We start from the raw sequence: 14,760 nt of genomic DNA, 5'->3' as shown, positions 1-14,760 counted from the left end.
TAATCAGTGTGGCAACGCCTGCGTAGGCCAGGAACATCAAAACTGCATCACCCATAAACACCGCGCTAGCCGCAACGTAACCATTTTTTAATCCATGGGCAACACTGGTTTTCAATACAAAAAAGGTATTCGGCCCCGGCAGTAAGATGATGAAAATGGCGCCGATAAAATAGGACCAGTAACTGAGAACTCCATATTCAGCAAACACAACAACTCCTGTAAAACGATACACATAACTTATAGCTACAACACTACCACACAGCAGCAGCGGCGCACAGGCGTATGCACAAACTGTGGTTGAAGAGTCGACTGGCACTGCCTATGGTGTCTCCAAAGGCTTACCGAAACCTGGGATTTAAGTGAAATTAATTAAGCTAATGCTCGTCTTATCATTAAGCTGGCATATGTCTTTATGACAGTCTTTATCACCGGTCTGGTGATCAGGCAATATTCAGGGGCTATCGATGATAATGCCTCCATGCGCGTTATGAACCAGAGAGCTAAAAATAGCGCACTTCATGGCTTGTTTGCTGTTGCCGCTATTGGCGTAGGTTTACCCGGCTTTTATGCAATCGAGCATTGGGGCTGGCTCGCGCTAAAATATATCGGCCTGAAGATAAGATATTTCTACCACGGGGATTGAATTCACATTCAAATTTGTTAACTCGCAAACATTATCGCGATCGAAATAAAGATTCGCGTTGCCTCATCTGCCAATGATGATCTGGATCATGGAGTATCCAGACGCTTGGTGAGATTACTTATTTTCGTCGTAATACTATCCTAAGGAATGAATTATTTTCAGCATCAGTAAGCGCTGACTAAAAAAGAAAAACACAAGTGAGTTATAACCATTTAAGCATTGAGTTAATTCGTTCCAGACTGAAATAGCAACTACATGAAGATAAGCATTATTAACCCGATATAGTTGATTCTGTTTGAGTGACTACACACTCTAAGGTTATGGGAAAGAAATGGAAAACTTCAAACTAAGACTTAAAAACCATATCGAACATGTCAAAAACGTTGGCATTCACTGCACAACGGAAGAAACCACCAAACAAGCGCTGATCCTGCCTTTTTTAGATATTCTCGGCTTCAATGCTTACGATCCGCAAAAAGTCAGAGCGGAATATGGTGCCGACTTTCCCGGTGTTAAAGCGGGCGAACGTGTTGATTATGCGTTGTTTTGCCAGGGTGTCCCCGTCATGTTCATCGAAGCAAAACCGTATAAAGAGAAAATCGATAATCACTGCCCACAGCTTTCCCGATACTTTAACTGCACGCCGGAAGTGACGATTTCCGCAATTACGAATGGCCAGGAGTGGCGTTTTTTTACCGATCTGCAGGAAAAAAACATTATGGATCCCACGCCATTTTTGCGCATTCGCATGGACGACATTACCGATGCAGACGCCGAACAACTCTTCCGCTTTCGCCACGATAAATTCAAACCGGAGGCGTTACGAACGCTTGCTGAAGAGAGTGTCTATATCTCCTCATTCTCTAAAGTTATTACCTCCAGCCTGAAAGAGGTGGATTCAGAATTTGTTCGGTATGTCGCCTCACGCGCCAATATTGGTCGACAGCTCAATCAGCGGTTTATTGATGCGATCACCCCGCTGGTCAGAGAGGCGGTTCAGCGTTCCGTCAGCGCCATGGTGGTTTCCGGGCTTACCGCCCATCAGCCAATCCGGGAAGAGCTGGCAAACCAGGGCATCGATGAAGCGGTATCGATTGATGAAAAAGCGGATCATATTGATCCGGATAATCCCAACATTATTACGACGCATAATGAACGCGCGTTATATGAAAAAATTGTCTCGATTATCGGGCCGGAAAAAGATTTGCAATCCAAAGATACCGAGTCGTATTACAACGTGCTTTATCAGGGAAAAACCAACCGTTGGATTGTTCGTTATTATGATAAGAAAAATCGCTCATCTCTTCAGTTGCCCATCGAATTGACGCCTATTGCTTTAAATGAAGTGGCACGAGCGGGGCTGGAGCATGATGGCACGCGAATCTATCTCGACCATCCCGAAGATGTATTGCGGATCTCAGGCTTGATACTGGATTCGTTCCAGCATGTGATAAACGATGAGAACTTTAAAAAGAAAAAGAGCAGCAATTAAACTCGCCTGACCATCCCGCTTCGTGCGGGATTTTTTTTGTGCAACGCCTTCCATCACGGCCCAAAGATCGCCCCCTCGTTGAACGCAAACGGATTCTTCGCTTGAATACTGGCTTTTCATCCAGTATAAGTGCTGTACGAAAAAACAGTAAAAAGGGCTGCCTTGTGTTTGTTGAACTGGTTTATGACAAGCGTAATGTTGCGGGTTTACCCGGCGCTAAAGAGATTATTCTCGAAGAATTAACTAAGCGTGTGCACCGCATCTTTCCTGATGCCGATGTGCGCGTAAAACCGATGCAGGCCAATGGCCTGAACAGCGACGCCAGCAAAAGCGATCGTGAAAAGCTCAACCGTATGCTTGAGGAGATGTTTGAAGAGTCTGACATGTGGCTGGTGCAGGAGTAATTTTCTGCCCTTTGCACCCGCAGACAATATCGAATAAGTGTGTCGCTTATCCACGCACTCCTGCATCATTTATTACGGTTTGAATTCCAGCGTCGCGTTTTTGAAGACCTCATAAACAGCCGGTGAAGGTGGTTTCGGGAGCCTCGCTTGCCTGATAGCGATAATAGCAGCGCTGCAAAGTTCAGGATCGCCGCCTATCGGCCGCGCATCCTCTAGTGCGCCATTCTCAGCAAGCCTGATTTGCAGCGTACATACCTTCCCGGCGTAACGATCCGCCTCAAAAAAATGGCTTTCAGTCGCCGATTTGATCTGCACTGCATAGCGATTAATATCGTTTTCCGGCGCTGTTGCATGTGCCCCTTTATACTCGGCAAACCTATTATCTACTTCTGCGTTCGCCTCTGCGCGCTGCGTTGCGAAACCGGTCTTTGTACAACCCGAGAGTAATAATGACATCACCAATAGCAACACATATCCGGCATTAATTTTCATCATCATCCTTGTGTAATACTTGTATTCTAAATGGGACTAATTTAACAAATAGCGACTGACAATTATATTCCGCCGGCCTGGATTTACCTTAAGTCAAAAAAATATTCCACCCGTCTGTCGGCACGCTAAGCGTAGCGCTCACTGAACATCGAAAGGGAGTTTGCAATCGCTGCCTTTTCGTTTGGTAAATTTCAATATCAAAACGACCTGATTAAGTATTTACAAAGCTCATAACTTTCTTTTCTTGGTGCATAAAAAAGCCCCGCACGTTGCGAGGCTTTGCGGGTAAAACACGAGCCGTGTTAATCAAAAACACCATTGATGATCGCAGTAACAATAGCGGTGCTCAGCGCGACCAGAACCAGATCATTTCCGACAATACGCCACTCATAACCGGGATAATATGGCAGTTGACCAAGCATGGATGCCGGTACCGCTTTTTTAGCAATTCCTGGAGGCAAGGGTTTGCCGCGAGCAAGATTTTTCGCAATCCCCGGCGGGAGAGACTGATAGCCGGTTAGTCCGTAATTGACTGCCAGAGAACGGGCACGCGAGACACTAATATCTGACTCAACATGATCCGGCTTTCCATAGTTTTTACGGTTAACCTGGTCATCGGAGGAAAGGTTATTACCTTTATTAGCATGGTTACCGCTATTGCCATGATTGCCGTTACTGTTGCCATGGCCGCCGCCGTTTCCATTACCATTTCCGTTTCCCGGATTTGCGAACACAGGCGCGGAAAATATGGCCAAAGAAATCACCGCCGCAAGTGCAGCATTAAGAGTGCGACGTTTAAACATGATCTTTATACCTCAAAAGTGAGCACACATTATTAGAATAAATAATATTTATTGCCTCAACCATATAGCGGATTCTTATTTTTAATTAGGCCGGTATATAAAAATCAATCACCACCTCCCCAGGAGGTGGTTTAAGGGTGACAATGAAAAACGGGAACCAATCGGCTCCCGTTCTTGTTTAACCCAGAGTCTGGATTACATGTTCGCGATAATCGCGTCGCCAAATTCGCTACATTTCAGCAGCTTAGCGCCTTCCATCAGACGTTCGAAATCATAGGTCACGGTTTTGGCGTTGATCGCGCCGCTCATGCCTTTGACGATCAGGTCAGCCGCTTCAACCCAGCCCATGTGACGCAGCATCATTTCGGCCGAGAGAATCACAGAACCCGGGTTCACTTTATCCTGACCTGCGTACTTCGGCGCCGTGCCATGAGTCGCTTCGAACAGCGCGCACTCGTCGCCAATGTTCGCACCAGGGGCGATACCGATACCGCCAACCTGCGCCGCCAGGGCGTCGGAGATGTAGTCACCGTTCAGGTTCATACAAGCGATAACGTCGTATTCTGCCGGGCGCAGCAGGATCTGTTGCAGGAACGCATCAGCAATCACATCTTTGATGATGATCTCTTTGCCGGTTTTCGGGTTCTTAATTTTCTGCCACGGGCCGCCATCAATCAGCTCGCCGCCGAACTCTTCGCGTGCCAGCTGGTAGCCCCAGTCTTTGAACGCGCCTTCGGTGAACTTCATGATGTTGCCTTTGTGCACCAGCGTTACAGAATCACGGTCGTTAGTGATTGCGTATTCAATCGCGGCGCGCACCAGGCGCTTAGTACCTTCTTCGGAGCACGGCTTGATGCCGATACCGCAATGTTCCGGGAAGCGAATTTTCTTCACGCCCATCTCTTCGCGCAGGAATTTAATCACTTTCTCTGCGTCAGCAGAGTCGGCTTTCCACTCGATACCCGCGTAAATATCTTCTGAGTTCTCACGGAAGATAACCATGTCGGTCAGTTCCGGGTGTTTTACCGGGCTCGGCGTGCCCTCGTAGTAACGTACCGGGCGCAGGCAAATATACAGATCCAGTTCCTGGCGCAGCGCAACGTTCAGGGAGCGAATACCGCCGCCAACTGGCGTGGTCAGGGGGCCTTTAATCGCAACGCGATAATCACGAATCAGATCAAGTGTTTCAGGCGGCAGCCAGACGTCCTGGCCGTAAACATGGGTAGATTTCTCACCGGTATAAATTTCCATCCAGGAAATTTTACGCTCGCCCTTATAGGCTTTCTCCACAGCGGCATCCACCACTTTCAGCATCGCCGGGGTCACGTCCACGCCGATACCGTCACCTTCAATGAACGGGATAATCGGGTTATTCGGAACGTTGAGCTTGCCATTTTGCAGGGTGATCTTTTTACCTTCCGCCGGAACAACTACTTTGCTTTCCATTCACCTCTCCTTCGAGCGCTTCTGGTTGTTTGCTCGCTGACTTCATGCGGGGCGCTCAGACTGCGTCCGCTCACCTGTTACGTGATTCACACAGAGCAAACCGTTTTTGTTAATGAATTGTAATGAGCCCAAACATACTAACCGATACTCAGGCTCCATGAAAGGCAATCGTGATTCAGCTATAATGCGGCAATTGATAACTACTGAAAATACCATGAACAAAACTTCTTTTAGAAATCACCGCCTTAAGCGATTCAGCTCACGACAAGCCACCAGACCTGAACAACAAAACCAACCAAAACGCGTGATTCTGTTCAATAAACCCTACGATGTTTTGCCGCAATTTACCGACGAAGCCGGGCGCAGCACGCTGAAAGATTTTATTCCGCTACAGGGTGTTTACGCCGCAGGCCGCCTGGATCGCGACAGCGAAGGACTGCTGGTGCTAACAAATGACGGCGCGTTACAGGCAAGCCTGACGCAGCCTGGCAAACGCACCGGCAAAATCTATTACGTGCAGGTGGAAGGCGAACCGACTCAGGAAGCTATTGAAGCACTGCGCGCCGGAGTAACGCTGAACGACGGCCCAACACTTCCGGCAGGCATTGAGCGCGTAGAGGAACCCGGCTGGCTTTGGCCGCGGAATCCCCCCATTCGCGAGCGCAAATCGATTCCTACCGCCTGGCTGAAAATTACCCTGTATGAGGGCCGTAACCGCCAGGTACGGCGCATGACTGCGCATGTTGGCTTCCCTACCCTGCGCCTCATCCGCTACGCTATGGGAAACTACACGCTGGATAACCTTGCCACTGGCGAATGGCGTGACGCTTAATCAGGGAGACTATGATGTTTAAACCGCATGTAACTGTCGCTTGCGTGGTACACGCGCAGGGTAAATTTCTGGTCGTTGAAGAAACCATTCGCGGCAAGGCGCTGTGGAATCAACCCGCAGGCCACCTCGAAGCCGACGAAACCCTGCTGCAAGCGGCAAAGCGTGAGCTGTGGGAAGAGACCGGCATTCGCGCCGAGCCGCAGCATTTTATCCGCATGCACCAGTGGCTGGCCCCGGATCGCACCCCGTTCCTGCGTTTTTTATTTGCCGTCGAGCTTAACGAAATGTGCGCCACTGAGCCGCATGACAGCGATATTGATTGCTGTCACTGGGTCACCGCCGACGAGATCCTGAATGCGACAAACCTGCGTTCGCCGCTGGTTGCGGAGAGCATTCGCTGCTACCAGACCGGCAAGCGCCTGCCGCTGGAAATCATCGCAGAATTTAACTGGCCGTTTACAGGGGATGCCTGACTCGCCAGCCCGTGCTAGAATACGCCGCCCTGAAGTTCTTAGTCGCGAGTATTCTATGTCTGATAGCCCAAAAAAAGTGATCGTCGGCATGTCCGGCGGTGTCGACTCTTCCGTTTCCGCTTACCTGTTGCAACAGCAAGGTTACAAGGTGGAAGGCCTGTTCATGAAGAACTGGGAAGAGGATGACGGCGAGGAATACTGTACCGCGGCGGCAGATCTTGCCGACGCGCAAGCCGTTTGCGACAAGCTCGGCATTGAGCTTCACACCGTCAATTTCGCCGCAGAATATTGGGACAACGTGTTCGAACACTTCCTGGCTGAATATAAAGCCGGACGCACGCCAAACCCGGATATTCTGTGCAACAAAGAGATCAAATTTAAAGCTTTCCTTGAGTTCGCCGCCGAAGATCTGGGCGCCGACTATATTGCCACCGGCCACTATGTGCGCCGCGCCGACGTTGACGGCAAAAGCCGCCTGCTGCGCGGTCTCGATGGCAATAAGGATCAGAGCTATTTCCTTTATACGCTCGGTCACGAGCAGATCGCACAAAGCCTGTTCCCGGTGGGCGAGCTGGAAAAACCCCAGGTGCGTAAAATCGCCGAAGAACTGGGTTTGATTACGGCGAAGAAAAAAGACTCGACCGGTATCTGCTTTATTGGCGAGCGTAAATTCCGCGAATTCCTCGGCCGTTATCTGCCCGCGCAGCCGGGTAAAATCCTCACCGTCGACGGTGAAGAGATTGGTGAGCATCAGGGCTTGATGTACCACACGCTCGGCCAGCGTAAAGGACTGGGCATCGGCGGCACGAAAGAAGGCAGCGAAGAGCCGTGGTACGTGGTCGATAAAGACGTTGAAAATAACATCCTAATTGTCGCTCAGGGTCATGAACACCCGCGCCTGATGTCCGTTGGGCTGATCGCGCAACAGCTGCATTGGGTCGATCGCGAGCCGCTGCAAGGCACGCTGCGCTGCACGGTTAAAACACGTTATCGGCAGGAAGATATTCCCTGCACGGTTACCGCGCTGGATGATGACCGGATTGACGTGCGCTTCGATGAACCGGTTGCCGCCGTGACACCGGGGCAATCTGCGGTATTCTACCTGGGCGAAGTGTGCCTCGGTGGTGGAATTATTGAGCAGCGTCTGCCGCTCCCCCTTTAATAACGACATTTAGCATAACCGGACTGGCCAACGCCCGTGGCAGCAATGCCTCCGCGGGCACAAAAGGAGTGAGTGTGGCGAAGAACTATTACGATATAACCCTGGCGCTGGCGGGAATCTGCCAGTCGGCTCGTCTGGTGCAGCAGTTGGCGCACCAGGGACACTGTGACGCTGACGCGCTGCATGTCTCGTTAAATAGCGTAATCGACCTGAACCCGGACTCCACCTTAGGCGTCTTTGGCGGCAGCGAAACCAACTTGCGCACCGGGCTAGAAACGCTGCTCGGCGTGCTGAACGCCAGCAACCGCCAGGGGCTGAACGGTGAATTGACCCGCTACACACTTAGTATGATGGTGCTGGAGCGCAAGCTTGCTGCCAGCAAAGGCGCGATGGAGACGCTCGGTAATCGCATCGCCGGTTTACAGCGTCAGCTTGAGCATTTTGACCTGCAGTCCGAAACGCTGCTCAGCGCAATGGCCGCCATCTATGTCGACGTTATCAGCCCGCTGGGACCGCGTATTCAGGTCACCGGCTCGCCTGCCGTGCTGCAAAGCCCGCAAGTGCAGGCGAAAGTCCGCGCCACATTGCTTGCCGGTATCCGCGCTGCGGTACTGTGGCACCAGGTTGGCGGCGGTCGTCTACAGTTAATGTTTTCCCGAAATCGCCTGTCGACGCAGGCCAAACAAATTCTCGCTCATTGTTAACCTCCCGGAGTTGTGACTTATGGAATTATCCTCCCTGACCGCCGTTTCCCCTGTTGATGGACGTTACGGCGATAAAGTCAGCGCACTGCGTGGCATCTTCAGCGAATTCGGTTTGCTGAAATTTCGCGTTCAGGTTGAAGTACGCTGGCTGCAAAAACTGGCGACACACGCGGCGATCAAGGAAGTTCCTGCTTTTGCTGCCGACGCAAACGGTTACCTCGATAAAATCGTGGAAGACTTCAACGAGGAAGACGCCGCGCGCATCAAAACTATCGAGCGCACCACCAACCACGATGTGAAAGCGGTAGAGTATTTTCTGAAAGAAAAAGTGGCAGATATCCCGGCGCTGCACGCCGTTTCGGAATTTATCCACTTCGCTTGCACCTCAGAAGACATCAACAACCTGTCTCACGCGCTGATGCTGAAAACCGCGCGCGACGAAGTGATCCTGCCGTACTGGCGCAAGATCATCGAGGCGGTAAAAGATCTGGCCGTTCAGTACCGTGATATCCCGCTGCTCTCCCGTACCCACGGCCAGCCGGCAACACCGTCGACGCTGGGCAAAGAGATGGCGAACGTGGCTTACCGCATGGAGCGCCAGTTCCGCCAGCTTAACCAGGTGGAAATTCTGGGCAAAATCAACGGTGCGGTCGGCAACTACAACGCCCATATTGCCGCTTACCCGGAAGTGGACTGGCATCAGTTCAGCGAAGAGTTTGTCACCTCGCTGGGTATTCAGTGGAACCCCTACACCACGCAGATTGAGCCGCATGATTATATTGCCGAGCTGTTTGACTGTATGGCGCGCTTCAACACGATCCTGATCGATTTCGACCGTGACGTATGGGGTTACATCGCGCTGAACCACTTCAAGCAGAAAACTATCGCCGGTGAGATTGGTTCCTCAACCATGCCGCACAAAGTTAACCCGATCGATTTTGAAAACTCAGAAGGCAATCTTGGGCTGTCCAACGCCGTGCTACAGCACCTGGCCAGCAAACTGCCGGTCTCTCGCTGGCAGCGCGATCTGACCGACTCCACCGTGCTGCGTAACCTTGGCGTCGGCGTCGGCTATGCGCTGATCGCCTACCAGTCCACGCTGAAAGGCGTAAGCAAACTGGAAGTGAACCGCGATCGCCTGCTGGACGAGCTGGATCATAACTGGGAAGTGCTGGCCGAGCCGATCCAGACCGTAATGCGCCGCTACGGGATCGAAAAACCGTACGAAAAACTGAAAGAGCTGACGCGCGGTAAACGCGTTGATGCCGAAGGCATGAAACAATTTATCGACAGCCTGGCGCTGCCGGAAAACGAAAAAGAGCGCCTGAAAGCGATGACCCCGGCCAACTATATTGGTCGAGCCATCACTATGGTTGATGAGTTGAAATAATACCCCGAAGTTGCTGTTCGCCCTCTTTCCGCCGCGAAAGAGGGTTTCTTTCTCCCCCGGTTTAAGAAATGTTTATCCCCTGCGCACCACAATCAGCGTTAAACTATTTATATCAAAAATATATGGAGAGTTCTGACGATGCGCGTACTCGTTGTGGAAGATAATGCTCTGTTGCGTCACCATTTAAAGGTTCAGTTGCAGGAGTTGGGACATCAAGTAGACGCCGCAGAAGATGCAAAGGAAGCGGATTACTTTCTTAACGAACACTTGCCGGATATCGCCATTGTTGATCTCGGCTTGCCGGATGAAGATGGCCTGTCACTGATTCGCCGCTGGCGCAGCCATGACGTCACGCTGCCGGTACTGGTGCTCACCGCGCGTGAAGGCTGGCAGGACAAAGTGGAAGTGCTGAGTGCCGGTGCAGATGACTACGTCACCAAACCTTTCCACATTGAAGAAGTCGTGGCGCGTATCCAGGCGCTGATGCGCCGCAACAGCGGCCTCGCATCTCAACTGATTTCCATGCCGCCGTTCCAGGTCGATCTCTCCCGCCGCGAACTCTCCATTAATGACGACGTGGTAAAGCTCACCGCTTTCGAATACACCATTATGGAAACGCTAATCCGCAACAGCGGCAAAGTGGTCAGCAAAGATTCGCTGATGCTACAGCTTTACCCGGACGCCGAACTGCGCGAAAGCCACACCATCGACGTATTGATGGGGCGGTTACGTAAAAAAATCCAGACGCTCTATCCTGATGACGTCATCACCACGGTGCGCGGCCAGGGCTACCTGTTCGAATTGCCAAAATGAGACGCCTTCTGCGGCACTTCCTGCCGCTCTCTCTGCGGGTTCGTTTTTTACTCGCCACGGCCGCCGTCGTAATGGTGCTTTCTCTGGCCTACGGTATGGTGGCGCTGGTGGGTTATAGCGTCAGCTTCGACAAAACGACCTTTCGCCTGCTGCGTGGCGAGAGCAATCTGTTCTATACCCTGGCGCATTGGGATAACAATAAACTCAGTGTGAATCTGCCCGACACGCTTAATTTGCAAAGCCCGACCGTGGCGCTGATTTACGATCAGCAAGGTAAATTGATGTGGTCACAGAAAGACGTTCCGTGGTTGCAAAACCTCATTAAACCGGACTGGCTTACCGCTAACGGCTTTCATGAGATAGAAGCCGATGTCGATAACAGCAGAACGCTGGTTGATGATGACCACTCGATTGCCCAGAAGCTGAAAGAGATCCGCGACGATGACAGCAACTCCGAAATGACGCACTCAGTGGCGGTGAATATCTATCCGGCAACGGCGCACATGCCGCAGTTAACCATTGTGGTGGTCGATACCATTCCCATTGAGCTTAAACGCTCTTATATGGTGTGGAGCTGGTTCATTTACGTGCTCGCCGCCAACCTGCTGTTAGTAGTGCCGCTGTTATGGCTGGCGGCGTGGTGGAGCTTGCGACCAATTGAAGATCTGGCGCGCGAAGTGCGCGAACTCGAAGAACACCATCGTGAGCAACTCAACCCGGAAACCACCCGCGAGCTCACCAGTCTGGTGCGCAACCTCAACCAGCTATTGAAAAGCGAGCGCGAACGGTATGACAAATACCGCACCACGCTTACCGATCTGACTCACAGCCTGAAAACACCGTTAGCGGTGCTGCAAAGCACCTTGCGATCGCTGCGCAGCGAGAAGATGAGCGTTAGCGACGCAGAGCCGGTAATGCTGGAGCAAATCAGCCGAATTTCTCAGCAAATTGGCTACTATTTGCACCGGGCAACCATGCGCGGTTCCAGCGGTTTGCTCAGCCGGGAACTGCACCCGGTCGCGCCCTTACTTGATAGTCTGACCTCGGCGTTGAATAAAGTTTATCAGCGTAAAGGCGTCAACATTACGCTCGATATTTCACCGGAAATCAGTTTTGTCGGTGAGAAAAACGACTTTATGGAAGTGATGGGCAACTTGCTGGATAACGCCTGCAAATATTGCCTAGAGTTTGTCGAAGTCTCTGCCAGGCAGAGCGACGATACACTGCATATTCTGGTGGAAGATGATGGCCCGGGGATCCCTGCGGCAAAACGCGAGATGGTGTTCGATCGCGGGCAACGCGCCGATACGTTACGCCCCGGTCAGGGCGTTGGCCTTGCGGTGGCGCGGGAGATTTTGGATCAATACGAAGGGCAGATACTGACTGACGAAAGTCTACTGGGTGGGGCGAAAATGGAAGTGATTTTTGGCCGTCAGCAGACGATGACAGGCAACGAATAATCTTTCGCCATAACAAAGTAAACAAAAAGAACAAAAAGGAGCCTTTACGGCTCCTTTTTACTTTTCTGTCACATCGTTACGCAGACAAAATGACATATCAGCATTACTATGATCCTTTATTCAGCCACTGATTAATTGCCGGAAACGCATATGGAATATCACGTAGAAATAAACTGGCCAGACTTTATTCAACGCTACTGGCAAAAACGCCCGGTGGTGCTGAAGCGTGGCATTAAGAATTTCGTCGACCCAATAAGCCCCGATGAACTGGCAGGGCTGGCAATGGAAAATGAAGTGGACAGCCGCCTGGTTAGCCATCTTGAGGGTAAATGGCAGGTCGGGCACGGTCCTTTTGAAAGTTACGATCACCTGGGCGAGAACAATTGGTCGCTGCTGGTGCAAGCGGTGAACCACTGGCATCAACCGGCCGCCGCGCTGATGCGCCCGTTCCGCGCCCTGCCCGACTGGCGCACAGACGATCTGATGATCTCATTCTCTGTACCCGGCGGCGGTGTAGGCCCGCATCTCGATCAGTATGATGTGTTCATTATTCAGGGAACCGGTCGTCGTCGCTGGCGCGTCGGCGAGAAAACGGCGCTGAAACAGCACTGCCCACATCCGGATCTGCTGCAGGTGGATCCGTTCGAGGCCATTATTGATGAAGAGATGGAGCCGGGCGATATCCTCTATATTCCGCCTGGATTCCCGCACGAAGGGTATTCGCTGGAAAACTCGTTGAACTACTCGGTGGGCTTCCGTGCGCCAAGCGGTCGCGAGCTGATAAGCGGCTTCGCCGACTATGTTCTGCAACGCGAGCTGGGTAGCCAACGTTACAGCGATCCGGACGTGCAGTTACGTGACCATCCGGCAGATATTTTGCCGCAAGAGCTGGATAAGCTGCGCGAAATGATGCTCGGGTTGATTAATCAACCGGAGCAGTTCAGCGAGTGGATGGGCGAATTTATCTCCCAGTCACGCCACGAACTGGATGTCGCGCCACCAGAGCCGCCTTATCAACCGGATGAGATTTACGATGCGCTACAACAAGGCGACAAACTGGTGCGCCTTGGCGGTCTGCGCGTGTTGCGAATCGGTGAGGATGTGTTCGCCAACGGCGAGCGGATCAACTCCCCGCATCGCCCGGCGCTGGAGGCGCTCGCCAGCCATATTGTGCTAACGGGTGAGCTGCTCGGCGATGCGCTGGAAGATCCCTCTTTCCTCGCTATGCTTGCAGCACTGGTTAACAGCGGTTACTGGTTCTTCGAAGATTAATGCCTGATATTTGCCCGGAGGCACTTGCCACCGGGCAATATGAGAGGGTTTACTCGCCTTTGGCGGTCAGTTCGGCGATACGAACAATCACCTGTACCGCTTTCTCCATGCCTTCCAGCGTCACAAACTCGTGTTTGCCATGGTAGTTATAACCGCCGGTAAACAGGTTCGGGCACGGCAACCCCATAAATGAGAGCTGCGCCCCGTCGGTGCCGCCGCGAATCGGTTTCAGATCCGGCTCAATGTCGCAGTCGCGCATGGCTTGTTGCGCCACGTCCAGAATGTGCGGAAACTCGACCACTTTCTCGTGCATATTGTAATAGCTGTCTTCAATCGCCAGTTCGATATAGCAGTCCGGGTGCAGGCCCTTCCCTACTTTTTTGGCGATCTCCATCATCTTGCGTTTACGCGCTTCGAAGTTTTTGCGGTCAAAATCGCGGATGATGTAGTGCATTTCGGCGCGATCAACCGTGCCTTTAATGCTAGTGAGATGGTAGAAACCTTCGTAGCCCTCGGTCTGTTCCGGGCTCTCCTCTTCCGGCACCTGCGCATGAATTTTGCTGGCGAGCGTTAAGGCGTTAACCATTACCCCTTTCGCCGTACCAGGATGCACATTATTGCCAACAATCTTAATGGTCACCGACGCCGCGTTGAAATTCTCAAACTCCAGTTCCCCTACGCCGCCGCCATCAACGGTATACGCCCACTTCGCGCCGAACTTCTCAACATCGAAATGCTTCGCCCCTTTGCCCACTTCTTCATCCGGTGTGAAGGCGACGCAAATATCGCCATGCGGAATATTTTTCTTTTTCAGTACCGCAAGGGCGGTCATGATTTCGGCGACGCCCGCTTTATCGTCCGCGCCAAGCAGCGTTTTGCCGTCGGTGGTGATCAGCGTCTGGCCCAGCATTTGATGCAGCACCGGGAACATCACTGGCGAAAGGATCTCATCGCCAATGCCCAGCGCAATATCGCCACCGCGATAGTTTTCAACGATTTGCGGGTTAACATTCTTACTGCTGTAATCCGGCGAGGTATCGACATGAGAAATAAAACCAATGGCCGGAACCGGCGTTTGCACATTCGACGGCAGCTTTGCCATCACCGTGCCTTTATCGCTTAACGTCACATTTTCCAGCCCCATTTCTTCCAGCTGGTTCTGAAGTAAACGCAGGAGCTTCCATTGGCCGTCTGTACTTGGCACCTGGCGGACGCCGGGCTTTGATTGAGTATCCAGAGAAACGTACTGCAAAAAACGCTCTAATAGTTTGTCCATGAAGCCCCCCTACAAAATGTCACAACATTATCAGTAAGCGCGAAAAGACAAATATTGCGTCAGGTCACTTTTACCCCGTAAACGGGAATATTTTCAAA

The 14,760-nt window shown here is 51.8% G+C and carries 16 protein-coding genes; 11 read left to right on the top strand and 5 right to left on the bottom strand.

The window, feature by feature from the left end; all coding sequences use genetic code 11:
* On the bottom strand, window positions 1–208 hold a 208-nt coding region (locus E0L21_RS17915; RefSeq protein WP_165501927.1), incomplete at its 3' end, for a LysE family transporter.
* Between the two features lie 204 nt (window positions 209–412).
* Here E0L21_RS17915 and E0L21_RS17910 point away from each other — a divergent pair.
* The 3 genes from E0L21_RS17910 (at window position 413) to E0L21_RS17900 (ending at window position 2,539) form a co-directional block, all read left to right on the top strand.
* Entirely contained in the window at window positions 413–643 is a 231-nt protein-coding gene (locus E0L21_RS17910) for a hypothetical protein (RefSeq protein ID WP_131411856.1), read from the top strand.
* 331 nt (window positions 644–974) lie between these two features.
* Entirely contained in the window at window positions 975–2,135 is a 1,161-nt protein-coding gene (locus E0L21_RS17905; RefSeq protein WP_131411855.1) for a type I restriction endonuclease, read from the top strand.
* 164 nt (window positions 2,136–2,299) lie between these two features.
* Window positions 2,300–2,539 (top strand): DinI family protein, encoded by a 240-nt coding sequence (locus E0L21_RS17900; protein WP_020454063.1) that lies wholly within the window; start codon window positions 2,300–2,302, stop codon window positions 2,537–2,539.
* Between the two features lie 72 nt (window positions 2,540–2,611).
* Here the strand turns inward: E0L21_RS17900 and tolA are convergent, their stop codons facing one another.
* From tolA to icd, 3 genes are all read right to left on the bottom strand, one after another.
* A complete protein-coding gene (tolA, locus tag E0L21_RS17895) occupies window positions 2,612–2,995 on the bottom strand; it encodes a cell envelope integrity protein TolA (protein ID WP_235855254.1) in 384 nt (127 codons plus the stop codon).
* A 338-nt stretch (window positions 2,996–3,333) separates the two neighbouring features.
* The gene (locus tag E0L21_RS17890; protein ID WP_131411851.1) at window positions 3,334–3,834 is read right to left on the bottom strand and encodes an anti-virulence regulator CigR family protein; all 501 of its coding nucleotides are present in this window, start codon (window positions 3,832–3,834) and stop codon (window positions 3,334–3,336) included.
* Between the two features lie 195 nt (window positions 3,835–4,029).
* Window positions 4,030–5,280: an NADP-dependent isocitrate dehydrogenase gene (icd, locus tag E0L21_RS17885; protein WP_017456468.1), complete on the bottom strand. Its 1,251-nt coding sequence runs from the start codon at window positions 5,278–5,280 to the stop codon at window positions 4,030–4,032.
* 184 nt (window positions 5,281–5,464) lie between these two features.
* Here icd and rluE point away from each other — a divergent pair, with 184 nt between their 5' ends.
* From rluE to E0L21_RS17845, 8 genes are all read left to right on the top strand, one after another.
* Window positions 5,465–6,112: a 23S rRNA pseudouridine(2457) synthase RluE gene (gene rluE / locus E0L21_RS17880; RefSeq protein ID WP_131411849.1), complete on the top strand. Its 648-nt coding sequence runs from the start codon at window positions 5,465–5,467 to the stop codon at window positions 6,110–6,112.
* 14 nt (window positions 6,113–6,126) lie between these two features.
* Window positions 6,127–6,585 carry an NUDIX hydrolase gene (locus E0L21_RS17875; protein WP_131411847.1) on the top strand — a complete coding sequence of 153 codons (459 nt, stop codon included), beginning with the start codon at window positions 6,127–6,129 and terminating at the stop codon, window positions 6,583–6,585.
* Window positions 6,586–6,640: 55 nt separating this feature from the next.
* A complete protein-coding gene (mnmA, locus tag E0L21_RS17870) occupies window positions 6,641–7,747 on the top strand; it encodes a tRNA 2-thiouridine(34) synthase MnmA (RefSeq protein ID WP_131411845.1) in 1,107 nt (368 codons plus the stop codon).
* Window positions 7,748–7,821: 74 nt separating this feature from the next.
* Entirely contained in the window at window positions 7,822–8,451 is a 630-nt protein-coding gene (gene hflD, locus E0L21_RS17865; RefSeq protein WP_020457488.1) for a high frequency lysogenization protein HflD, read from the top strand.
* Window positions 8,452–8,470: 19 nt separating this feature from the next.
* Window positions 8,471–9,841 carry an adenylosuccinate lyase gene (gene purB / locus E0L21_RS17860; RefSeq protein WP_131411843.1) on the top strand — a complete coding sequence of 457 codons (1,371 nt, stop codon included), beginning with the start codon at window positions 8,471–8,473 and terminating at the stop codon, window positions 9,839–9,841.
* A gap of 138 nt (window positions 9,842–9,979) precedes the next feature.
* Window positions 9,980–10,654, top strand: coding sequence for a two-component system response regulator PhoP (phoP, locus tag E0L21_RS17855; protein ID WP_017456462.1), 675 nt, complete (start codon window positions 9,980–9,982; stop codon window positions 10,652–10,654).
* Window positions 10,651–12,114 (top strand): two-component system sensor histidine kinase PhoQ, encoded by a 1,464-nt coding sequence (gene phoQ, locus E0L21_RS17850; protein WP_131411841.1) that lies wholly within the window; start codon window positions 10,651–10,653, stop codon window positions 12,112–12,114. The genes phoP and phoQ overlap by 4 nt, the downstream gene beginning before the upstream one ends.
* Window positions 12,115–12,264: 150 nt before the next feature.
* A complete protein-coding gene (locus E0L21_RS17845) occupies window positions 12,265–13,386 on the top strand; it encodes a ribosomal protein uL16 3-hydroxylase (protein WP_131411839.1) in 1,122 nt (373 codons plus the stop codon).
* 49 nt (window positions 13,387–13,435) lie between these two features.
* Here E0L21_RS17845 and pepT read toward each other — a convergent pair whose 3' ends face one another.
* Complete coding sequence (gene pepT / locus E0L21_RS17840; protein WP_131411837.1) at window positions 13,436–14,662, bottom strand: peptidase T; 1,227 nt, start codon at window positions 14,660–14,662, stop codon at window positions 13,436–13,438.
* Window positions 14,663–14,760 lie beyond the last annotated feature (98 nt).

The sequence above is a fragment of the Kosakonia quasisacchari genome (assembly GCF_004331415.1).
In the GTDB taxonomy this organism is placed as follows: Bacteria; Pseudomonadota; Gammaproteobacteria; order Enterobacterales; family Enterobacteriaceae; genus Kosakonia; species Kosakonia quasisacchari.
The sequence above is the reverse complement of the archived record's forward strand: the minus strand, read 5'-3'. Positions and strand labels throughout refer to the sequence as shown.